The organism is Bdellovibrio bacteriovorus (genome assembly GCF_002208115.1).
Lineage (GTDB): Bacteria > Bdellovibrionota > Bdellovibrionia > Bdellovibrionales > Bdellovibrionaceae > Bdellovibrio > Bdellovibrio bacteriovorus_C.
Genome location: NZ_CP020946.1, coordinates 2,097,012 through 2,117,217 on the forward strand (window position 1 = coordinate 2,097,012; position 20,206 = coordinate 2,117,217).

Below are 20,206 nucleotides of genomic sequence, written 5' to 3' on the forward strand. Positions count from 1 at the left end.
ATGCTGAAGCGGACTCTGTGCTTTTTGCTGACGCTGTCTTTGGGCCTTCCGGTGAAGGCTCAAGGCGCAGCTATGCGTTGCGAGTCCGTTTTCATTCCCAGTCTTAAAGAGGTCCTGGAGACCCTTGACCGCGAAAATTCACAGTATTTATTCAATGGAAAATCCATTCAAGAACACACCTCCACACTGTCGTGGAGCCGTAAAAGAAAGATTCGCAAGATTCTGAATCAACTGGAAATCGAAAACATCCCGTCCCAGGCCACCCTGGAAAGACAGGCCGTGGAATTGGGCACCCTGTTATTTGGCGCCAAAGACGCCCCCTCCCGCTGGATAAAAAAGAACGGTCAGGAACGAATGGAAGAATCCGCTGTTCTGATCGTCAAAGAACAGATCCTGAAAGAAGGCCTGATGAAAACCTGGGGTCAGACTCACGACCCGGCCACGTTAAGTACCCTTTCCAAAGTCATGGACCGGGTCTGGCGCTTTCAGCACAGCCGCCTCATGGAATTTGCCGGCATTCCGTACTGGTTGCCGAAAATGCCCAACAAAGCCATCAGCAAAGAACTGATGTTCAAGGTCATCCGGGATGGCTACACCACTCACCAAAAAGAAGTCGCCGTGGCTCTAAGATCCCAGAACTACCGGGACGCCTACAACACTTTTGCAAAGATCTATAAACCCGTGGTCTTTGCCTTGATTTTTATTTTTATCATCGAACGCTCTTACGACCAGTATCAGGACGAGATCAACAAGACGGTCGACACCATGATCAAGGATCTGCAACAACAGCGAGAGTCTCTGGATGAAGTCATGCCCCAGGTAAAACTGGAAGAAGGTAAAAATGCCTTCCGTCAGGCACTGGAAGGATTTAAGATGAAGTGGGGCGAAGAGCCCACGTCCGCAGAGCGCGCCCTGATGCAAACCCGCATCGAAAGCGCCCTGGGACTTCCACAAGGCAGTATCGGAGAATAAATGTCAGCTGGGGACTGGAAAGAAATGTACAACGCCGCCGCCACCGGCAATATGGAACTGGTTCAATACCATATCAAAAATGGTGTGGATCCCAACTATCAGCATCCGGAAATCCTCTCCACCGCTCTGGTCGCCAGCATTACCTATGGTCATCTGGAAATCGCCAAGTTCCTGCTTCAGAATGGAGCCAACCCCACCTTGCTGTCCGAGTTTGATAATATGACCCCACTGCAGGCCGCCAAAGCCTTCAATCGACAGGAAATTATCGACATTCTTGTGAAATTCTCGCCTTCTGATACTTTGCTGGAACGCTTTCTTCGATTTCTGCGCCTGCACTAGAGACCTTCTTCATAATTTCATAATCGTAATAGTCTCTCCCCCGAAAAAGGCAGTGACAACAGTCCGTGGCTGTATGACCTTAGCTTCATGAACGCATTGATGGCCTTGGCCTTCATTCTGATCCCGACATGTTCTTTGGCAAAACCTCCAGAGCCAAAGGCCGTTCGCTATGGCATCAACTCCAATTACGCCATGCCTTTGATTAATGTAGAGCGAGTTCAGAATACACCGAAGCTTGAGGGCGGAGTGCTGCGGGACCTGGGATTGGCGATCTTCAAGGAACTCCATCTCAGCCCCACGTGGATACTTTTACCCAAAAGCCGGGTGGCTTCAAACCTGACCTCCTGCAACGTCCATCTGGTCTGTCACCTCAATGAAGTCTGGCAGCCGGCGATCCGGGAGGCCGTTGACTGGAGCCACGATCTTTATCGCAGCTCCAATCTGATTGTGTACATCGGGGGAAAACCCATCGCGAAAGCCAAGGATCTTTACGGCAAACGTGTCGGCGGGGTTTTGAATTTCATTTACCAGTCCATGGACGACTATTTTAAAAAAGGTCTGATTCTGCGCGAGGACGGTCCCAACAATGAAAGCAATATCCAAAAGCTGCTGAATGGGCGCATCGACTACCTCATCATGTCGAACCTGGAGTTCGACTACTACAAGAATATCTATCCCAGCCTTGAATCCGCCGACCTGGGAATGGATGAAGTTATCACCAAGTGCGCTCTTTCCCGCAAAGCCCCCATCACTCTGGAAGAGCTGAACCGGGCCATCGACACCATCAAGAAAAACGGAACCTTGGAAAAAATCCTCAAATCCTACAATTAAACCCGGCACCCCCCGCCCCTTCTTGACTCATATGGAGCTTCCTGCGATCTAGGTCCCATGAAAGTCCTTTTGCTCCTGACAGCCCTCGTTCTGACCGTCGCCGGATCCGCCCGCGCCGAGGAGCTGAATTGGTGGGCCGCCACAGCCGAAGACGTGGAAAAAGCCCCGTGCAAAACATCAGGAGCCCCCTCGGCGCACGCCATGGAGTCCGCGCTGAGCCTGCCGGGCCCCGGGGTTTCCAGGACCCTTCACGGCATCAGCTTTAAGAATGAAAAGCCCGCACTGTTGGAGCTTTTCTCGGATCTGCACAAACTCGATATCAGCCTGCGGGGCCGTCCCGAGCTGACCTTCACCATTGCCTGCGACAAGGTTCTTTGCGCTGTTAAAAAAATCTATGGCGATAACGAAGGGGTGCAACTGCTGTATCTGCTAAAGACCTTTGGTTTTAACGGTTCGCACCTGCGCACCAAGCTGGCTTCACCCTGGCGCTCTGATGAGCTGAACGAGATCCTGCAGGCTTTGGCCGACTATCCATTGCATCTTTACCCGGTGGAATACAACAAACGCCTGATCCACTTCACGCGTGGCGCACGCTATGGCTTCGGTCAGGACGTGGTGGCCAACGCCAGCATGGAAGTCTTTGACCTGTGGAATGAACTTTCCGCCCCGGAACGCCAGCAGACCTTTTTGCATGAACTGGGGCACACGCTGGCCTATCGCGGAAAGCTTGATACTTCGGCTGAATGGCTGCGCCTGGGAGGCTGGCAGGAAACAAGCCGCACCGTGAAAGGCGTCCTTTACCGTGAATACACACTGCGGGATCCCTCCAAAGCTGTTTCTGAATACGGGAAGCTGAACCCGTCCGAAGACTTTGCGGAATCCGTGGTGGCCTATCGATTTACGGGGCGCCGATTGAAAGAGCTTCAGCCGCAAAAATACGAATTCCTGAAAAAACAGGTGTTTGCCTCCCAGGAATATTTGTCGCAAGATCAATGCAGTTCCTCACCTTAGGAGTTCCCGATGAAAGACAGCATTGAATTATCCATTAAGCTTAAAGCCAGCAGCGGCTGGATCTGGAATGCCCTGACGGATCGCGGGGAACTTGAAAACTGGTGGAGCGAATCTGTTGTGCTGGAGCCCAAAGTCGGCGGTGCCTTTAAAGAACCGTGGATGGATGACGAAGGCGATAAACAAATGGCCTCCGGCAAAGTGGTTAAACTCAAGAAAGAGCAGTTCATCACCTTCACCTGGCGGGAAAAAAGCTGGCCCAAAACCGCCATCACTGAGTGCACTTTCACCATTGAAGACACAGGCAAAGAACGTGTTCTGTCACTGGAACACTCCGGCTGGGATACTCTGCCGGCAGAAATCCGCACCAAAACCATCAAGGACTTCAAGGTTGGCTGGGGTTATCACCTGAAAGAGCTTAAATCGTACCTGGATGATTGAAGAAAATTTTGAAACGTTTTCCAAACAAAATCCTAACTGGTAAATGGCCCCAAGGCCTCTTATAAAAGCCCCGAAACCAAGTCACTGCAAACAAGTAACAAGGGGCTTTTCATGAAGACTTTCGCCGTTATCGCAACTGTTTTGCTATCCTCTGTCTCTTTCGCAAAATCGAAATCCTGTTCCTGGCAGGTGGAAAATCACTTCCGTCAACAGGGATATCAGGTGCGTCTGATACAGTTCCAAAAAGAACTGGAGACCGGCGACAAGGTTTACCATGTGCGCACAAACTATTACGGTGGCGACGCGGCCTCTGAAGTGACCACCAGTCCAAAATGTGAAATCCTGGATGTTCGGGAACTTTGGTCAGAGTAATCCTTCCTGGGGCTCGGGTAAAACCCAGGCCTTTTTCATATCCTCGCAGAACTCTTCAAAGCTGCGAGGATCGTGTCCCAGAATCTTTCTCAGCACTCCGGACACTTCCGCCACAGCCCCTTCCCGGGCGGCTCTGTGCAGGCTCATCTGCGCCTCCATCATCCACGACGACTCTTCGCGATTGAAAGTCTTTCTGGCGGCCTCTTCGGTCACCGGAACATAGGACACCCGTCGTCGCGCATAGTGGGAAATGATCGACACGGCCTCGGCATTGGAAAGGGCTCGTTCCCCGGTCAGCACCAGCTCCCTTTTTTGATAGCGCCACGGGTCCTGCAACAGGAACGCCGCCACATCGGCCACATCACGGGCATCCACATAGGACGTTCGCCCTTCCCCTTGAGGCAGATAAAGCGTGCCGGCCATCAGGGATTCATAGTGCGATTTCAGGAAGCATTGCATGTAGATATTGGGTTTCAGCAAACAATAGCGCAGCCCACTTTGAATCAGGATCTCGTCAGCTTCGCCCTGAATTCGCTGATACAAATACCGGGACACCGGGGATGCCCCCAAACCCGAGACTTTTAAGACAAACTGCACTCCGGAGGCTTTGGCAGCCCCGACGACATTTTCGGCCTGCTGAATCATATTTTCACAAAGAGGCTGGATAAACACCAAGACATCGACATCGCGGAAGGCCTGCTCCAAAAGATAGCGGTTCTCAAGTGGGACCTGCATCCCCTTGATATCCTTTGGCAAGCGTTCCAGATCCCGGCTGACAGCGACCACCTCTCGGCCCATGGAATGCAGTTGGCGAACCAACTCCGTCCCCATGGTTCCGGTGGCACCGGTCACCATAATTCGCAGTTCCATAAAGCCTCCCAGAGTCTTTATTATGACAAATTCTTGGGCCTGAACGTCATCTGTTTCTTAGCAAGAGTCCGCTTGACTCAAACAGGCTTTAGGGATGTAAATACTTAAGTGAATTTTTTTGCCGAGAACCTGAAGGTCTTTAAAAAAGTTTTCTTGCCCCTGTTCGCGCTGGTCGTTCTGTCGAGCAACATAGACCAGTATCTAAACCTTAAAATGGAAACCGCCCTTCGTGACCCCTTGGGAGTTCAAGCCCAGGTGATTTACTATGGCTTTTTCTCGATCTTAAGCAGCATCCTGTTCCCGGTTCTGCTGGTCAGCATCGCCCTGTACGCGCTGAACAATCTGGATTCCTCCACCAAAACGCTTCAGGATTTCTGGGCGAAGAATCTGAATCAAATGTATATCGAAACCCTGCGCGCCTGGGGAAAGACCCTGCAGTGGACACTGCTGCTGATTCTTCCGGGAATCTGGAAATATGTGGAGCTTTCGATGGTGCCGTTTGTGGTGACCTCAAGCCCGCAATACGATGAGGGGAAAGTCGATGCCCTGAAGGGCTCGGCCCTTATTGTTCGTCGCCGCTGGTTTGTGATTTTGGCGATTCTGATTTTATTCCACCTTTTCATTCCAGGCGTCCTGACCACCGTCTTTGATGCCTATCGCCTGATCTGGAAGACACCGCTGCAAAGCCTGCTGCTTTCCGCTCTGGACACCTATTTGCTTTTGGTTTCAACTCACATTCTGTTCAATATTTTTAGAAGCGAGGTAAGACGTCATGACGCTCATGTTTAACTGGAAAGATATCAAGAATCGCGGCAAAGGCCTGACCTTCGATGACGTGCTGATCATCCCGGCAAGATCGGACGTCCGTTCCCGCCGTGACCCGCGTCTGACTTCCAAAGTGACCAAGAACTTCACGATTGAAACTCCGATCGTCAGTGCGAACATGGACATGGTCACTGAATACGACATGGCGTTTGCGATGAACCAACTGGGTGGCATGGGGATTCTTCACCGTTTCCTGGATATTGAAGAACAAGCCGCTCAGGCCCGTCGCCTGAAAGAAAACGGCGTGAAGGTTATTTCCGGCAGCGTCGGCGTGGGTGAAGAATTCAAGACCCGCGCAAAAGCCCTGGTTGAAGCCGGCGTGAACATCATCACGATCGACATTGCTCACGGTCACTCTGTGCAAATGATGGAAACCATGAAATGGCTGAAAGACCAGTACCCGCAAGTGGATCTGATTGCCGGCAACCTGGCGACTCCGGATGCGGCTCGTGATCTGATCGAAGCTGGCGCTGATGCGATTAAAGTGGGCATCGGGCCTGGCTCTATGTGCACCACGCGCATCATCACCGGTTGCGGGGTCCCACAACTGACTGCGATCGGCCTGTGCGCCGAGATCGGCGAATCCTACGGCGTTCCAGTGATCGCTGATGGTGGTATCCGCACCTCCGGCGACATGGTGAAAGCCTTTGCTGCGGGCGCAAGCACCGTGATGCTTGGAAGCATGCTGTCTGGCACGATTGAAACTCCCGGGGAAATCAAAAACGGTAAAAAACAATACCGCGGCATGGCCTCCAGATCCGCTCAGGATTCGTGGCGCGGTGGCGTGCCTGAGGGCATGGCTCCTGAAGGGGAATCCACTCAAGTGACCGTCAAAGGCCACGTTAAAGACGTGATCCTGGAAGTCACCGGCGGCATCCGCAGCGGCATGAGCTACATCAACGCGACAAGCATTGCTGAAATTAAAGACAAAGCCCTCTTTATGGAAATGTCTTCCAATGGTATTGCTGAGTCTCGCGCACACGGAGTGAAAAACTAAGAATGGCAGACCAGGATTCCCGTCCCATAGGTGTCTTTGATTCAGGTATCGGCGGATTGACAGTTCTAAAAGAGCTGGCGCTGCAGTTTCCTCATGAAAGCTTTTTATATGTGGGCGATACGGCTCGCCTTCCCTATGGTTCGAAATCCCCGCAAACCATTCGCAAGTACTCTGAACAGATCATTCAGTTCCTGGAAAAACAAAACGTCAAAGCCATCGTGATTGCGTGCAACACAGCTTCAAGCCAGGTGTCCGAACGCGAGATCGATGGACTGCCGATTTACAACGTGATTGAGCCTGGTTCCCAGCGCGCGCTGGAGCTTTCCTCCGGCAAACGCATCGGCGTGCTGGCCACCCGTGCCACCGTCAACAGCCAGGCTTACACTCACAAAATTCATTCCCTGGATCCACAGGCGCAGGTCTTTGACCAGGCCTGCCCGTTGTTCGTTCCACTGGCGGAAGAAGGCTGGGACGCAGATCCCGTCACCAATCTGATTGTGTTCCGTTATTTAAGCCCGCTCTTGCAGAACCATATCGACACTTTGATTTTGGGTTGCACTCATTATCCGATTTTGAAAAACTCCATTGCGCGAGTGACTGGAAGCTCAATTGAACTGGTGGATTCCGGCGAAGCGATTGCACAATGGCTGTCGCGCGACTTCAAGAGCGGCCGCCTGGGTCCGAACAAAAGCGGCGAACCCCGTCGCATCGATATTATGACGACGGATTCTTCCGCGCACTTCACTGAAATGGCTCAGCGGATCTTAAAACCCGCCAAAGCCGATCAGTACGCGGTCGTCGACGTTTAGATGCAAATCTCCAAAGGCAGCTCCTGCAGGTTATAGACGCTGGCCATGGAATAGCCGTAGGCCCCCGAATCCATAATCGCCACAAAGTCGCCTTCTTGCACTTTTGTCAGTGAAATTTCTTTCGCAAAGAAATCCGAAGACTCACAGATCGGCCCTACAACATCCACCACAAAGGCCGCGTCCGTTCTTTTCAGGGGTTCAATACGGTGAGTGGCTTCGTACAATGATGGACGAATCAGGTGATTCATTCCCGCATCCACAATCACAAAAGTTTTCGCACTGGTTTCTTTGATGTACTGCACTTGCGTGATCAAAGCCCCGCAATGAGCCACCAGCCAGCGGCCAGGCTCGGCCTGCAGTTCACAATTCAGATCAGATAGATTTTCCAGAGTGATTTGCGCGTACTTCTGCAACAGGGATTCTTCCAGTTGAAGATCCACGCGATCGTAGAAAATACCCAAGCCCCCGCCGAAGTCGAATTTTTTCAAAGTGGGAAATTCTGCCTTTAACTCAAGGCACACGTTCTTCAGTCTTTTCAGGGCCTCATCGTAACCGGAGAATTCCAGCATTTGCGATCCCAGATGCAGACTGACGCCCACCAGATCAATTGAATCCGAATAGTTTTTTAGGCATTTCACCAAGGCCGGCACCATCGAGCGCTCCATGCCGAATTTATTGTCTTTCAACCCTGTGGCAATATAGGGGTGCGTATTGATATCCACATCCGGATTCAGGCGCAAAGCCACCTGAGCCTTCTTTTTCAGTTCACGACCCAGCATCCCGATGCGTTCAAGCTCCGGCAGGCTTTCCACGTTGATCTGATAAATGCCGAGCTTCAGTGCCTCGGTCAGTTCAAATTTGGTTTTCCCCACACCACTATAGACAATGTCCTGCGGAGAAAATCCGCATTCCATGGCGCGCTTGATCTCGCCCAAAGAAACCACGTCGGCTCCGGCGCCAAGGCTTTTCAGTTTTTGCAGAACACCAGGATTGGGGTTGGATTTCACTGCGAAAAAAAGACGAGTCCCCTTCAAAGCCTGAGACATCGCCTGATACCTTTGGGCGACAGAATCAAGATCGTAGACATAAATGGGGCGCATGTAATTGGCCACCAGGGGCAAAAGCGGCTTTTTTAACGGACCAAGACACAATTCATTATTGATGTATTCCACGAAAACCTCGTGCTAGTATGATGGCCCATGAAGGATGATTTGTCATGAAAACTTCTATTTTTACTTACACTTCCAAAGGTTTGCCGGTACCGGCCTGGCACTTCAACAACAACGGCCCTGAGGTTCTGATTCTGGGCGGCGTTCATGGCGACGAGGTCGAAGGTGTTATCGCCGCGCAAGAGCTGCTGAAGCACTTCATGAACTCCAATCCCTACAAACTCAACATCACCCTGGTGCCGCAGTTCAACCTTGAAGGTGTGATCTTCAAAACCCGCGGCAACGGCAATGGTGTGGATCTGAACCGCAACCTGCCAACGAAGGACTGGTCACCGGAAGTGAAAACTCCGCGCTATCACCCGGGACCGTTTGCCGGCAGCGAAAAAGAAAACCACGGCCTGATGACTTATCTGGATGAAAAAAAGCCGGTGTATGTTTTGTCACTGCACTCGTGGCACCCGGTGCTGAATGTGAATGGCGACTGTCGCCCGGTGGCGGAAGTTTTGTCCCGCCTGACGGGTTACAAGATCGACGACGACATCGGCTACCCAACTCCGGGCTGCCTGGGCACTTACGCGGGCCTTGAAAGAAACTGCCCGACACTGACTTACGAAATCGAACGCGGTCTTTCGGCTGAAAAAATCATCGAAATCCACGTCCCGGCAATCCTCGAATCTTTGAAAGTACTGGAATAAGGAAGGAACACCATGCAAGAACAAGTCTCAAAACTTTGGACCGACATTCAAGGCGGAAAAACGATCGATCAACTTTCAACTGCCGAGTTGAAAACCGTTTTTGAAACCATCGAAGGCCTGGATTCCGGCACATTGCGCGTTTGCCAAAAGCAAGACGGCAAATGGATCACCAACGAATGGATCAAAAAGGCCATCCTGCTTTATTTCCGTATTCAGAAAATGGAACCAATGAATGCGGGCGACATTGCCTTCTTTGACAAAATTCCATTGAAACGCTGGTCGGAAGAAGACGGCGTGCGTGTGGTGCCACCGGCAGTGGCGCGCAAGGGCTGCTTCATTGAAAAAGGTGCGATCCTGATGCCCTCTTACGTGAACATCGGAGCTTATGTTGGTTCCGGCACCATGGTGGACACCTGGGCCACAGTGGGATCTTGCGCTCAGATCGGTAAAAATGTGCACCTTTCTGGCGGCGTGGGAATCGGCGGCGTACTGGAGCCGATTCAAGCCTCCCCGGTGATTATCGAAGACAATGCCTTTATCGGCAGCCGCTGCATCGTGGTTGAAGGGGCTGTCATTGAAGAAGGCGCCGTTCTGGGCGCGGGTGTGACCATCACGGCCAGTACTAAAATCATCGATGTGACGGGCTCATCGCCTGTGGAATACAAAGGCCGTGTGCCATCCAATTCCGTGGTGATCCCAGGCACCCAGATGAAAGAGTTCGCAGCGGGCTCTTACGGAGTCCCTTGCGCGCTGATCATCGGTAAACGCAAAGCCAGCACAGACCTGAAGACCTCCCTGACCGATGCTCTTCGCGACCATCAGGTGAGCGTTTAGTTTTTAAATTATTTCATTCTTAAAGCATCGGACGGCTGCACTTCTGCAGCCGTTCTTGCTGGGATATAAGAGCCCAGCAAAGCAATCAATCCACTGACAATCAGAACCCCAAAGACCAGACCATAGTTGACCAAAGCCGGGATGGAAGAATCATAGTAAACGTCCGACGGCAGGAACTGAATCGGATTGGCTTGAATGTAAAGACTCAAACCCGTCCCCAGAACCACGCCGCCCACAACACCAATACCGGCCAGGAAAAAGCCGATCTGCGTGAATGTGCGAACCGTCTGACGGGATGAAAAACCAATCGTGCGCAAGATCGCGATATCGCGTTTTTTCTGCGACAGCAACAACGCCAGCACGGTCAGAATGGAACTGCCCGCGATCATACCGGCAAGTCCCAGGAAAATCCCGATGGTCAGCTTTTCAAGCTTTAGCGCATACAGCAAAGCCGAATTGCGATCCATCCAGGTCTCAACACTGACACCTTCAAATTTCATCAGATCTTCTTTAACAGATTCGATGCGGCCTTCATCCGGCAGCCACACTTCGATTCCGTTTTTGCGCAAGCCCTCATTCACCAGGGCGTTCAAAGCCTCACCGCGCTGATAGAAAAGATACTGTCCATCCAGATCCGGCAGACTGGTGGTGACAATGCGCTTAATACGCACGCGTTCAAACTTCGGGGTTTCCCCCGGAGGCAGCAACAAACCTGAGGGCGACACGACAGTCAGGAAGTCCCCTTCAAAAACACCCAGGGACTGAGCCAGATCCACACCCATCACCACTTCACCACGCCCGGGAACATCCTGCGGGTCCCAGAAATAAGCCTGGGAATCACGATCCGTGGCCTTGCGATCAATGCGCTGAAGTTGTTCAATGAAGTGCTCAAGACTTTCGCGGGTCACACCGCGCGCGATGCCTCCACGGAACTGTCCATCCTGACTGCGGATGATGATATCCATGGTTTCATAAACATAGGCACGATGGGCCGGATCTTCCTGCAGACGTTGAAATGCAGGACTGGATTCAAGGCTTTGTGCGGTGTCGGCTCCCGCGACCTGCACATACAGATGCGGCTCCAGCCCCAGAATGCGTTTGTGAATACTGGCATTCATGCCGTTCATGACAAACAAAACCACCAGAAACGCCGTCACGCTGATTGTGATTCCAACCATGGACAACCAGGCGATGCGTTTCACCAAAGAACCCGCTCGCGGAGAGAATATAAAATGACGGAAAAGGTGGCCTACCAACATCCCCTCATAATAGAGCCTGGGGACCCGGATTCAAGCCTCAATGGGGCTTCGGACCACTTTTAAGCATGGCGGCAAGGCGCTCACCCACGTAAATTCGCACGATACTGTCGTATTCGCCGCTTTGGCGCAGACGCTCGAGCTCTTTATCGAAAGCCGATCGTAATTTAGCATCCCGAAAGGCCACATAGCTGTGATTTACCACCGGGAACAGATCAAAGACATCCACGTCCACCCCGGTGTTCACCTGGGAAGCCATGGTCATTCTAAACCAGCCAAAAATATATCGATCCATCACCAGGGCCTCAACCTCACCGGCCCACAGGGCTCGCACCTGGTCCTCTTGGCGAACAAACTCGCGATAGTTGTCCGGCAGGCGCCCGTTGGCTTTAGGTGAAAACACCCGGCCAAACTCCTTCCCCAGATCCTTCCAGGCATTGTGCCACGCCCCCACCCGCACCCCTGAAAGATCCGATATCTTCTTCGCTCCAAGCTTGCGGGATCTTAATGCGATCAGATAATTCTCGTAAGCCACAAAAGGTTTGGAATAATAGTGGCCGGAACCATCACTGTTATGAGGAACACCGACCACAACATCGAAAGTGTTTCCGTGCTTGGCCTCCGCCTCAATACGATAAGGCGACATCACCTGCTGCCGGACTTTGTAACCCAGACGCTTCAGAATCTCCATTGCCAGATCCACTTCAATACCACGGGTATTGCCGCGCTCTGAAAAGGAATAAGGCGGACGGCCTTTACCAAAGGCCACAAACAAGGATTTAGCCTCTTGAGCTTGAACACCTGAACAGAAAAACAGCAGCGCAAGAATCAGCTTCATTTTTTACCCAATCCCGCCAAACGCTCACCCATATAGGCCTTCACCATGCGGGCATAGTCCCCGCTGTCGCGCAAACGTTTCAGTTGACGGTTGAAGGCATCCCGGGTCTTTTCATCACGGAAGGAAACATAGGCCGGAGTGTTTTCCGGGAAGATTTCATGCACTTTCACGTCCTGCGTAAAGTGACTCGCCTCCTGCGGCATCAGGCGATACCATTCAAAGATAAAACGATCCATGACCAACACATCCACTTCGCCATTATACAAACTGGCAAAACGGTCCTTGGTCTGCGGATACTCGATCAGGTTTCCCGGAACTTTTCCGTTGAATCCAGGCTCGAAGATTCTTTTAAAGTCCGCTCCCAGGTCTTTCCAGGCTCCGCGCCAAACGGCTACTTTCAAGGACTGCAGATCTCTGGCACTTTTGATAGAAATCTTTCGCGATTTCAAACTGAAGGCGCAGACCTCGTGGTCCATGAAGGGCTGAGAATAATAGCGCCCCCCTTCACGATTGCGCACGCCAACGATCATGTCGAAGGTGTCGCCGTGATTGGCTTCAGTTTCAAGACGCAGATAAGAAAGACTTTGGAAGTCATGGGGTGCCTTCAGGGATTTTAAAATCTCCCGCACCAGATCCACTTCAATTCCATGCACGACACCATTTTCCTCATAAATATAAGGCGGCTTGCTTTTTCCAAAAGCAACCTTCAAGGTTTTGGCGTCCATTTGTACCGGTAATACGTTCAGAAGTAAGATTGTCAGGAAGCGAAAAACATTTCGCATGATCAACCATCCCCATGCTCAACATTGTGAGCTGAAGTATTATCGTGCGAATTGAAGTATTACTGAAGAGTAATAAAGAATTTTTGATATGTTGTAATGTGCCCCAAAGCGAGACACATCACAACGATTCAGATCTATTTGCTGGCCGGAAGACGATCTTGAGTTTCCTCGTCTTTAACTTCTTTAACACTGCTTCTCATGAAGAAGCTTTTTTGCATGGCCTTTAATACAACAACTGTTTCGTCCAATGCCTGTACCAAACGCACACTGGCTCCTGGAAGCTCGCCTTCAACTTGTTTCACCGCAGGTCCCAGCGCCTTGGTCATTACGGCCAGGTTCTGAGTCATCACGGCAAGGTCTTTGGCCATTTCCGGATTCTGTTCGTTCAGTTCAGGAAGGATCTTGTTAATCTCACGCGTGGTCACAGCAAGATTTCCCACCAGCTTTTGCACACCATCATCGTGCGTGGCCTGCTTGGAAAGTTTAATCACTTCCACAGACATCGTGTTCAGGTTTTTCACCAACGGATCCAAACGGTCAATCACACGAACCAGACTTTCTGCACGGCTTTTATCCGCAAACGCATCTACCAGGACCTGCACACTCTCTAAAATCCCGCCCAATTTGCTCAGGTAAGAATTCAGGTGTTTACCACTCATCAATGTCATCAGATCCACCGTTTCGATGGACTTCACAGCACTGTGATCCGGAATCATTTCAAACTCTTCGTTCCCCACGGTCAGCTCCAGCACCCGCTCACCGATGATGAACGGACGAATCAACTGCACCGTGCTGTTTTCACGAATGCGGTTCTGGAATTTTCCCAGAACATAGAAGCCAACACGAATGCGGTTGTCACTTTCCAGTTCCACGGTTTCAACGGCACCGGCACGAAGACCCGCCATCTGCACCAGCGTTCCTTGATGAATACCGTCGGCATTCTCAAAGGTCGTGGTGAAGCGCACCTTCGGCTCAAACCAGCCTTGTTTCACTGCCGCACTGATGGCTGTGACAATCACACCCACAATGGCCAGGACAACAAAAAGGCCGGCGACTCTTTCAAACTTGTTGAATTTTACCTTCATAGGTGAACAACTCTTTTCTCGGGATCCACAGCCTGGAAGTAAATCTGTCCGTCATCCAGGTGAATGATCTGATAATTGAAAAGATTCATGAACTTTTCATCATAGGAACTGATAAAGATATGTTTCAGGTGCCCCTCTTTGCGCAGACGGTGCACGTGATCAGCAAAGATATAAACACTGTCCTGCCCCAGACCCACGCTTGGATCATCCAACAGCAGCATTTCCGGCTGCATCACCACTGCGCGCATCAGGCAGGTCAGTTTGCGAATACGACCTGGGACATGGGCCGGTCTTTCATGGGCAAATTTCTCGATGCCAAATTCCTTGATCATCGCTTCCACGCGGGCTTTGCATTCCTCCGGCGTCAAAACCTTATGATACAAAAGCGGCAGCATCAGATTGTCATACAAAGTGCGGTTGTTGATCAGACCACCGTAATCGAAGGAATAGCCAATCTTCAGACGGAAGGGCAAAAACTCTTCAAAGGACATATCCACCACATTTTCACCGTTGATCAGATATTTCCCGGACTGGGGGATCTGCAGGCCTGCCAGAATCTGCAACAGAGAGCTCTTCCCCGCGCCTTCATCGGCTTTCACCCACAGGATTTCGTTCATTGGAAAATCAAACTCCACATTCTGAACAATTGGCTCCTGCCCTTCATGAGTGAAAGACACGCCTTCAAATTTTAGATTTTCGATTTTCATCACACCACCCCTAAACTACGAAGTTGATTTAGATAAAACAAAGCTGTCACAATCAGATTAAACACGACCACAAAGATGATACTGTTCACCACGGCCTGGGTCGTGACCTGTGGAACCTCATGCGGACTGCGCTTCACGGAAAGCCCCTGATAGCAGCACACCACAAAAATAATCATCCCGCTGAAACCGTTCTTCAGCAGGAAGATCAGCACGTCCTCTTTGGCAAAGGCGCGCATCAATGAATCCGTATAAAAAGCCAGCGGCAGATCCTGCACGAATTTCGTGACCAGGAACCCGCCAATCAAAGCGATGAAATTGAAATAAAATGCCAGCCCCAGCACGCTGATGATTCCACCCAGCACACGTGGGAACACAATAAAGCTCAGCGGGTTGATGCCCATGCTTTCCAGCGCTTCAATCTCGCGATTGGCGCGCATGTTGCCGACCTCGGAAGCCACCGCCGTCCCCGAACGCGCGATCACCACCAAAGCCACCAGCAACGGACCGGCCTCACGCACGATCATGACGATCAGGAAGTTCCCGATCATCTGGGTGCCGCCCAGAAGTGATAAATTGGATAAGGATTGAAGCAAGATGATAGATCCGGTTCCCAAAGCCAGAACCGAAATCAGTGGCAGCGCCTGCCAGCCGGTGAAATAGATTTGTGCGGAAATAACGCCGACGATCTGGCGGAAGCCTTGGGCACGATCCAAAACCGTTGCACGTAAAGAAAGATAAACCATCAGGAGAACACGTGCCGTGTACTCCACATTCTTTGTTACTGATCTTCCTAGCGAGTCAATTTGCGCCAGTAAAGAAGTCATGATTCACCCTCGATTTCTCAAGGATTTATCGGTTCATTTGGATAAAAGATGTCTTGGTCAAAGGTCTGGTTTTAGTAGGCCCAGATAGAGTAAAACAGCGATTTCAGAGCCTCAAACCCCGACTCCCAGACGGAAGACTCAAAACGCCCCCCGATAATCGCATGCTTTTCGATATAGATGTTTTCCGGGAACGTGGCCCGGAAGGTCCGGTACGACCGGTACATGTGAAGCCTTGATGTCACCAGCAGGATGTCCCGGCACTTCAGCGCCTCCACAATCGGCAGGCTTTGCTGGGCATTTCCATAAGTGGTTTCTGAACGGCGGTCCAGGACCACATCGTTCTCGCTCAGGTTCCCGTAAAAGGGCCACACCGGCATGATCTCGCGCAGACGCGCATTGGAATACACACCCGAAATAACGAGCTTTTTGACATTCTGATTCGCCAGAAGGTCAAAACCCTCCCGCACCCTGCCCGCGCCGCCCGTCAGGACAACCGCGCAGTCAGCGGAAGGGGTTTTCGTCCAGGATTGAATCCGCTCTTTCTGCACTTTCTGATATTCGTCGGCGAAGCGGTAAAGCACCACCGCGCTCAGGAATGCCAGAGCCCAGAATGAGCGGGATTTCAACAGGGACTTAGCGATGCGCAATGACTTCGATCTCCACGTTCACGCCTTTAGGCAAAGCAGCAACCGCCACTGTCGAACGCGCCGGAGGAGCGTCAGTGAAGGCCTTGGCGTAGATCTCGTTCACAGTTGCAAAGTCCGACATGCTGGTCAGGAAGATCGTGGTTTTCACGATATTGCTGTATTTCATATTGGAAGCTGCCAGGACCGCTTCGATGTTTTTCAAAACCATTTCAGTCTGGGTTTTGATATCGCCTGTGAAAACTTCGTTTGTTTTTGGATCGATGGAAATCTGACCGGAGCAGAACAACATGTCGCCGATCTGAATTGCCTGAGAATAAGGACCAACAGCTTTAGGTGCGTTGTCTGTGTGAATAACTTTTTTCATAAATATCCTTTTTCGAGATTGGGAAATTGGTTGAGGATTAGAAGTAGAAAATGATTCCGGCGCTGAACGGACCATCACCGATGGTTCTGAAGCGCACGTTGTCGCCAGAGATCACACCCACGCCGCCTTCAAAAGTAAACGCCAGGGAATCCAGACCGGTGAAGAAGAATTCACCACCGAACAACGCATTCAGTTCGAAACCGGATTCTTTGTCACCAGCCACTTCGTTATTCAGGATGCCCAATGTACCACCCATATAGAAGTTCATGTTGTCTTCTTTGAAAACGATGCGACGAATGCCTGCGTTGAATGCAAACTTGGAATAGTCTTCCTGAGTATCAATACCCAAGCCGCCCGCGATGGAAACATCCGGAGCAATATAGTAAACAGCAGCCAACTGAGCCAGATCCAGAGCAGAGTGACTTTTAACACCCACACCCAAACGGTTGGTCAATTCCTTGGCTTCACCTTGAGCTGCAAAAATAACTGTTACCAAGCATAGCGCCAACGCCACATTTTTAAGCACTTTGATCTCCTTGCGATCGATTTTTTAAGCCCTCTTATTAAAGGCAAAAGCTGGGAATGGGGCAAAGGATTTTCCTTCTTACGGACAGTGTCAAAGCTGCCAAAAGGCCCCTTGCGCAAAGCCGGCCTTCATGGGAAATCAGGGACATGAAATTCCTCTGGCTCGTACTTGTGATTCTTGCTCCCATGACTTCTTCTGCCATCATCAAGGGCGATGGGTTTGAAATGCTCAGCCCTGATGAAAGCCGCATGCTGGAAGTGGGCCTTGAATCCTCCGAACTTCCCAGCCTGTGCCCGCACACCAAGGATTTCGCAGAAAAGGCCCGCTGGGACCACGCCCCGATTTCACAGAAGCTGGATTTCGTTCTGGTGGATAAAAAGCGCCGCTTGTTGCATGTGATGCGCCACGGGCAGGTGCTTGCCACTTACGCCGTCGCCCTGGGGGGAAACCCGCAAGGACATAAAAAAACTGAAGGCGATCAGCGCACTCCGGAAGGACGTTATTTCTTTGATCTGAAAAAAGAAAAAAGTGAATACCATCTGGGTCTTCGCATCAACTATCCCAACGCCAAAGATCTTGCGGAAGCCAAAAAAAATGGCATCAAAAATCCCGGCGACAGCATTTTGATTCACGGTCTTCCCAACAGTTGGGTGAAACGCAAAGTCATCCGCCATCCGCGCGATTGGACCAAGGGATGCATGGCCGTTCGTGATTATGAAATAGAGGAAATTTACGCCAACATGGATCTGGGCGGAATGATCGAGATCTGCCCTTAAAGCAGGGATTCTGCAATCGCCGCCAGGAACGCCGGAGGAAAAGCATCGGCCGAGTTGTTTTCCGACTCCCAGATTCTTTCCTTCAGGAAGCGGAAACCCACACCATTTTTTTTCATGATGGTCAAAACGCCCTGATCAATTTTCTCAGCAAATTGCAAAATAAAAGCCTCTACCGGAATCTTGTCCGCCGGGACCTGATTCGGAAAGCCCTTCTCATCGAAGCGCTCATGGGTGCAGACCATCACGGCTTTGATCTCTTCTGACAGGGGCAGCCCTTTGATCAGACAGCGGTTCAACGACAGAATCGGATGGTTGCTGAACACGCGCTGCTGCTCTTCCCGGACAGTTCTGCTTTCAGACGTCAGAAACTCGCGACTGACTTTATCGTCGATATCAAACAGCCCCACATCGGTCAGCAGGCCCGCCATCAAGACCGTCAATGGATCGCCCTGACCACTTTTCTTCGCAATCATGGCGCCATAAACGGCAATCCAAGGGGCGCGCCACTGTTCATAAAACTCGCCCTTTAAAACCTCGCGGAAAAGATCCCAAAGATCCTCTTCGGTCCCCAGAAGCTGCAACAGATCCGAGGCCGTTTTTTGCACAACCTCATAACGGGAACGGAAAGTCTCCGGTTCGGGAGATTTAAAATCAAACAGCAGAATTTCGTTCAAATGCAAAGCCCCGTGGCACAACGACAGAAAAAGCGCACGGGCGCGTTTCTTCAGACCGTGCCCGGAGGTGTCGTAATAGGTGGCGATGTAATCCAGATATTTTTCACTGTCACGATTCTGGATGTAGGTGCTTTCGGCCTTTCCAACCCGCTGGAAGCGCTCATCACTCAGGACCGAGTTGCTGTACACCACCGCCAGATAACGCTGATTCAGCGGCATGCGCACAAACACCGGGAAGGTCATGGTGGTCATCGGAAACAGATCCCCGATTTGAATTTCAAAGTACTGCGCCCGGCAACGATAAAGACAAATGTATTCAAATTTTAAAGTGCGGTTGAACTCACTTTGAGAAAGCGGCGTGACTCGCGGGTTCTGGGTTCCTTCCAGATTCTCCCGCGACAATGAGGCCGCCATAACGGTCACAATTCTGGAGCGCGGAAAAAGATTCAGGACCTGATCCACCCGCCCTGCGAATGAGGACAGCTCTTCATTTTCCTCCTGCACCATCAACACCATCTGGGCCCGCATCAAGTCCATGCGGGAGCCTTTATCCAGCTCAGAGTACGGCATTTGTTTGAAAGTCAGAAAGTGGCGGGAGATGATCTCTTTGGCGCGGTTTAAAATCGCCTCATCCCCGGACAGGATCAGAAGTTCCAATTTTTGTCTGAATAAGGTCTGCGTCCGGGTGTCAGTCATTGCTCTAAAAATTCTAAACTTCCGCACGGGAGCTGCCAACAAAACTTTTCCCGGTTGACAATTAATCCCCCTCAACCAATCCTATCTGGACCAATACGAGAAAGGACCTGTATGAAACACCTTATCGCAGCCCTTGCGACTGTTCTTTTGTCTGTAAACTCCATGGCGGCCCTGCTGACTCCGGAAGGAACCGGCGAAAAAGTGGAAAAAGTAACCCTGTCCACTTCCGCCACCGCCAATGTGGAATCTGAATCCCTGAAGCTGACTTCCGTGGGTGCCGGCCTTCGCGCAAAAAAAGTGGTCTTTGTGAATGTGAAAGTATACGTGGGACAGCTTTTCGTAAGCTCCCCTGAAACTTTCAAAAAAACCGATGCCGAGGCTTTGACATCCCTGAAGGATCAGCAGGCCGTTGCGATCCAAATGCACTTCCTGCGCAGTGTGGATGCAGACAACGTGCAAAAGTCCTTCAAAGAAGCTTTGAAAGCCAATGGCGTCAGCTCTGATGAAGCGTCTGTAAAACAATTCCTGGATTCTGTTTCCAAAGGCGGCGAAGCCAAGGAAGGCAAGGCACTGACTGTACTGGGTGCCAAACTGAAAGACGGCACTGAGGCTGTTCTTTACGAAACAACTTCCGGCAACGTGTCTGAAATCAAAGGCCCGGCGGGATTCATCGAAAAGATCTTCTCCATCTGGCTGGGCAAACCATCTGACGATGGCGTGGCCTCTTTGAAAAAATCCATCCTTAAAAAGTAAATAGTCTTTCTAAAAAAGAATTGAAACTGCCTCTCTCTGGAGTCTCTGGAGGCAGTAACCTGCTTCCCTTCCCCCCCCCAATTTGTATTTTGGAACATTTGCAACTTTTCATCCGC

Annotated in this window: 25 protein-coding genes; 13 read left to right on the plus strand and 12 right to left on the minus strand. The window is 51.1% G+C overall.

The features are described from left to right. The 6 genes from B9G79_RS10100 to B9G79_RS10125 all read left to right on the plus strand — a co-directional run bounded on the left by B9G79_RS10100 (position 1) and on the right by B9G79_RS10125 (position 3,963). Positions 1-972: a hypothetical protein gene (locus tag B9G79_RS10100; protein ID WP_088565398.1), complete on the plus strand. Its 972-nt coding sequence runs from the start codon at positions 1-3 to the stop codon at positions 970-972. Then, positions 973-1,311: an ankyrin repeat domain-containing protein gene (locus B9G79_RS10105; RefSeq protein ID WP_088565399.1), complete on the plus strand. Its 339-nt coding sequence runs from the start codon at positions 973-975 to the stop codon at positions 1,309-1,311. It abuts the gene before it with no gap. A gap of 87 nt (positions 1,312-1,398) precedes the next feature. Then, the gene (locus tag B9G79_RS10110; protein WP_088565400.1) at positions 1,399-2,142 is read left to right on the plus strand and encodes a substrate-binding periplasmic protein; all 744 of its coding nucleotides are present in this window, start codon (positions 1,399-1,401) and stop codon (positions 2,140-2,142) included. A gap of 57 nt (positions 2,143-2,199) precedes the next feature. Beyond that, entirely contained in the window at positions 2,200-3,153 is a 954-nt protein-coding gene (locus B9G79_RS10115) for a hypothetical protein (protein WP_088565401.1), read from the plus strand. A 9-nt stretch (positions 3,154-3,162) separates the two neighbouring features. Then, entirely contained in the window at positions 3,163-3,591 is a 429-nt protein-coding gene (locus tag B9G79_RS10120; protein WP_088565402.1) for an SRPBCC family protein, read from the plus strand. 111 nt (positions 3,592-3,702) lie between these two features. Further along, a complete protein-coding gene (locus tag B9G79_RS10125) occupies positions 3,703-3,963 on the plus strand; it encodes a hypothetical protein (RefSeq protein WP_088565403.1) in 261 nt (86 codons plus the stop codon). Here B9G79_RS10125 and B9G79_RS10130 read toward each other — a convergent pair. Next, the gene (locus tag B9G79_RS10130) at positions 3,955-4,833 is read right to left on the minus strand and encodes an SDR family oxidoreductase (protein WP_088565404.1); all 879 of its coding nucleotides are present in this window, start codon (positions 4,831-4,833) and stop codon (positions 3,955-3,957) included. The two genes, B9G79_RS10125 and B9G79_RS10130, sit on opposite strands and share 9 nt — an antisense overlap. Positions 4,834-4,941: 108 nt before the next feature. Between B9G79_RS10130 and B9G79_RS10135 the strand changes: the two genes are divergently transcribed. Genes B9G79_RS10135 through murI form a run of 3 tightly spaced genes read left to right on the plus strand, consistent with a single transcriptional unit; the run spans position 4,942 to position 7,464 of the window. Beyond that, positions 4,942-5,622, plus strand: coding sequence for a hypothetical protein (locus B9G79_RS10135; RefSeq protein ID WP_088565405.1), 681 nt, complete (start codon positions 4,942-4,944; stop codon positions 5,620-5,622). After that, positions 5,606-6,655 carry a guanosine monophosphate reductase gene (locus B9G79_RS10140; RefSeq protein ID WP_226988114.1) on the plus strand — a complete coding sequence of 350 codons (1,050 nt, stop codon included), beginning with the start codon at positions 5,606-5,608 and terminating at the stop codon, positions 6,653-6,655. Before B9G79_RS10135 ends, B9G79_RS10140 begins: the two co-directional genes overlap by 17 nt. Before the next feature lie 2 nt (positions 6,656-6,657). Continuing rightward, a complete protein-coding gene (murI, locus tag B9G79_RS10145; RefSeq protein ID WP_088565406.1) occupies positions 6,658-7,464 on the plus strand; it encodes a glutamate racemase in 807 nt (268 codons plus the stop codon). On the opposite strand, the gene lysA is transcribed toward murI, so the two are convergent. Beyond that, on the minus strand, positions 7,461-8,636 hold the full coding sequence (gene lysA, locus B9G79_RS10150) for a diaminopimelate decarboxylase (RefSeq protein ID WP_088565407.1): 1,176 nt from the start codon (positions 8,634-8,636) through the stop codon (positions 7,461-7,463). The two genes, murI and lysA, sit on opposite strands and share 4 nt — an antisense overlap. Positions 8,637-8,680: 44 nt before the next feature. Here lysA and B9G79_RS10155 point away from each other — a divergent pair, with 44 nt between their 5' ends. Both B9G79_RS10155 and B9G79_RS10160 read left to right on the plus strand, forming a co-directional pair. Continuing rightward, positions 8,681-9,328 carry a M14 family zinc carboxypeptidase gene (locus B9G79_RS10155; protein ID WP_011164240.1) on the plus strand — a complete coding sequence of 216 codons (648 nt, stop codon included), beginning with the start codon at positions 8,681-8,683 and terminating at the stop codon, positions 9,326-9,328. A gap of 12 nt (positions 9,329-9,340) precedes the next feature. After that, entirely contained in the window at positions 9,341-10,162 is an 822-nt protein-coding gene (locus B9G79_RS10160) for a 2,3,4,5-tetrahydropyridine-2,6-dicarboxylate N-succinyltransferase (protein WP_088565408.1), read from the plus strand. Positions 10,163-10,170: 8 nt separating this feature from the next. On the opposite strand, the gene B9G79_RS10165 is transcribed toward B9G79_RS10160, so the two are convergent. The 9 genes from B9G79_RS10165 to B9G79_RS10205 all read right to left on the minus strand — a co-directional run bounded on the left by B9G79_RS10165 (position 10,171) and on the right by B9G79_RS10205 (position 17,191). Continuing rightward, entirely contained in the window at positions 10,171-11,421 is a 1,251-nt protein-coding gene (locus B9G79_RS10165; protein WP_088565409.1) for an FtsX-like permease family protein, read from the minus strand. A 37-nt stretch (positions 11,422-11,458) separates the two neighbouring features. Next, entirely contained in the window at positions 11,459-12,256 is a 798-nt protein-coding gene (locus tag B9G79_RS10170) for a substrate-binding periplasmic protein (protein WP_088565410.1), read from the minus strand. Beyond that, on the minus strand, positions 12,253-13,038 hold the full coding sequence (locus B9G79_RS10175) for a substrate-binding periplasmic protein (RefSeq protein WP_232468554.1): 786 nt from the start codon (positions 13,036-13,038) through the stop codon (positions 12,253-12,255). Before B9G79_RS10175 ends, B9G79_RS10170 begins: the two co-directional genes overlap by 4 nt. Before the next feature lie 134 nt (positions 13,039-13,172). After that, on the minus strand, positions 13,173-14,123 hold the full coding sequence (locus B9G79_RS10180) for an MlaD family protein (RefSeq protein WP_088565411.1): 951 nt from the start codon (positions 14,121-14,123) through the stop codon (positions 13,173-13,175). After that, on the minus strand, positions 14,120-14,830 hold the full coding sequence (locus B9G79_RS10185) for a cell division ATP-binding protein FtsE (RefSeq protein ID WP_015090884.1): 711 nt from the start codon (positions 14,828-14,830) through the stop codon (positions 14,120-14,122). Before B9G79_RS10185 ends, B9G79_RS10180 begins: the two co-directional genes overlap by 4 nt. After that, on the minus strand, positions 14,830-15,654 hold the full coding sequence (locus B9G79_RS10190; protein ID WP_041577479.1) for an MlaE family ABC transporter permease: 825 nt from the start codon (positions 15,652-15,654) through the stop codon (positions 14,830-14,832). The genes B9G79_RS10185 and B9G79_RS10190 overlap by 1 nt, the downstream gene beginning before the upstream one ends. A 71-nt stretch (positions 15,655-15,725) precedes the next feature. Then, entirely contained in the window at positions 15,726-16,301 is a 576-nt protein-coding gene (locus B9G79_RS10195) for a YdcF family protein (protein ID WP_088565412.1), read from the minus strand. Further along, the gene (locus B9G79_RS10200) at positions 16,288-16,665 is read right to left on the minus strand and encodes a RidA family protein (protein ID WP_088565413.1); all 378 of its coding nucleotides are present in this window, start codon (positions 16,663-16,665) and stop codon (positions 16,288-16,290) included. Before B9G79_RS10200 ends, B9G79_RS10195 begins: the two co-directional genes overlap by 14 nt. A gap of 37 nt (positions 16,666-16,702) precedes the next feature. Then, positions 16,703-17,191: an organic solvent tolerance protein gene (locus tag B9G79_RS10205; protein ID WP_088565414.1), complete on the minus strand. Its 489-nt coding sequence runs from the start codon at positions 17,189-17,191 to the stop codon at positions 16,703-16,705. 146 nt (positions 17,192-17,337) lie between these two features. Between B9G79_RS10205 and B9G79_RS10210 the strand changes: the two genes are divergently transcribed. Continuing rightward, positions 17,338-17,967, plus strand: coding sequence for a L,D-transpeptidase family protein (locus B9G79_RS10210; RefSeq protein WP_088565415.1), 630 nt, complete (start codon positions 17,338-17,340; stop codon positions 17,965-17,967). Here the strand turns inward: B9G79_RS10210 and B9G79_RS10215 are convergent. Continuing rightward, positions 17,964-19,298, minus strand: coding sequence for an HD domain-containing phosphohydrolase (locus tag B9G79_RS10215; RefSeq protein ID WP_232468555.1), 1,335 nt, complete (start codon positions 19,296-19,298; stop codon positions 17,964-17,966). The genes B9G79_RS10210 and B9G79_RS10215 overlap by 4 nt on opposite strands. 150 nt (positions 19,299-19,448) lie before the next feature. On the opposite strand from B9G79_RS10215, the gene B9G79_RS10220 reads away from it, so the two are divergent. Then, positions 19,449-20,090 carry a chalcone isomerase family protein gene (locus B9G79_RS10220; RefSeq protein ID WP_088565417.1) on the plus strand — a complete coding sequence of 214 codons (642 nt, stop codon included), beginning with the start codon at positions 19,449-19,451 and terminating at the stop codon, positions 20,088-20,090. Positions 20,091-20,206: the final 116 nt, after the last annotated feature.

What these genes read in the sequence shown, in the direction of transcription:
- B9G79_RS10100 (WP_088565398.1), top strand. Translation starts at nt 1, where the DNA reads ATGCTGAAGCGGACTCTGTGCTTTTTGCTGACGCTGTCTTTGGGCCTT.
- B9G79_RS10105 (WP_088565399.1), top strand. Translation starts at nt 973, where the DNA reads ATGTCAGCTGGGGACTGGAAAGAAATGTACAACGCCGCCGCCACCGGC.
- B9G79_RS10110 (WP_088565400.1), top strand. Translation starts at nt 1,399, where the DNA reads ATGAACGCATTGATGGCCTTGGCCTTCATTCTGATCCCGACATGTTCT.
- B9G79_RS10115 (WP_088565401.1), top strand. Translation starts at nt 2,200, where the DNA reads ATGAAAGTCCTTTTGCTCCTGACAGCCCTCGTTCTGACCGTCGCCGGA.
- B9G79_RS10120 (WP_088565402.1), top strand. Translation starts at nt 3,163, where the DNA reads ATGAAAGACAGCATTGAATTATCCATTAAGCTTAAAGCCAGCAGCGGC.
- B9G79_RS10125 (WP_088565403.1), top strand. Translation starts at nt 3,703, where the DNA reads ATGAAGACTTTCGCCGTTATCGCAACTGTTTTGCTATCCTCTGTCTCT.
- B9G79_RS10130 (WP_088565404.1), bottom strand. Translation starts at nt 4,833, where the DNA reads ATGGAACTGCGAATTATGGTGACCGGTGCCACCGGAACCATGGGGACG.
- B9G79_RS10140 (WP_226988114.1), top strand. Translation starts at nt 5,606, where the DNA reads ATGACGCTCATGTTTAACTGGAAAGATATCAAGAATCGCGGCAAAGGC.
- murI (WP_088565406.1), top strand. Translation starts at nt 6,658, where the DNA reads ATGGCAGACCAGGATTCCCGTCCCATAGGTGTCTTTGATTCAGGTATC.
- B9G79_RS10155 (WP_011164240.1), top strand. Translation starts at nt 8,681, where the DNA reads ATGAAAACTTCTATTTTTACTTACACTTCCAAAGGTTTGCCGGTACCG.
- B9G79_RS10160 (WP_088565408.1), top strand. Translation starts at nt 9,341, where the DNA reads ATGCAAGAACAAGTCTCAAAACTTTGGACCGACATTCAAGGCGGAAAA.
- B9G79_RS10165 (WP_088565409.1), bottom strand. Translation starts at nt 11,421, where the DNA reads ATGTTGGTAGGCCACCTTTTCCGTCATTTTATATTCTCTCCGCGAGCG.
- B9G79_RS10170 (WP_088565410.1), bottom strand. Translation starts at nt 12,256, where the DNA reads ATGAAGCTGATTCTTGCGCTGCTGTTTTTCTGTTCAGGTGTTCAAGCT.
- B9G79_RS10175 (WP_232468554.1), bottom strand. Translation starts at nt 13,038, where the DNA reads ATGCGAAATGTTTTTCGCTTCCTGACAATCTTACTTCTGAACGTATTA.
- B9G79_RS10180 (WP_088565411.1), bottom strand. Translation starts at nt 14,123, where the DNA reads ATGAAGGTAAAATTCAACAAGTTTGAAAGAGTCGCCGGCCTTTTTGTT.
- B9G79_RS10185 (WP_015090884.1), bottom strand. Translation starts at nt 14,830, where the DNA reads ATGAAAATCGAAAATCTAAAATTTGAAGGCGTGTCTTTCACTCATGAA.
- B9G79_RS10190 (WP_041577479.1), bottom strand. Translation starts at nt 15,654, where the DNA reads ATGACTTCTTTACTGGCGCAAATTGACTCGCTAGGAAGATCAGTAACA.
- B9G79_RS10200 (WP_088565413.1), bottom strand. Translation starts at nt 16,665, where the DNA reads ATGAAAAAAGTTATTCACACAGACAACGCACCTAAAGCTGTTGGTCCT.
- B9G79_RS10210 (WP_088565415.1), top strand. Translation starts at nt 17,338, where the DNA reads ATGAAATTCCTCTGGCTCGTACTTGTGATTCTTGCTCCCATGACTTCT.
- B9G79_RS10220 (WP_088565417.1), top strand. Translation starts at nt 19,449, where the DNA reads ATGAAACACCTTATCGCAGCCCTTGCGACTGTTCTTTTGTCTGTAAAC.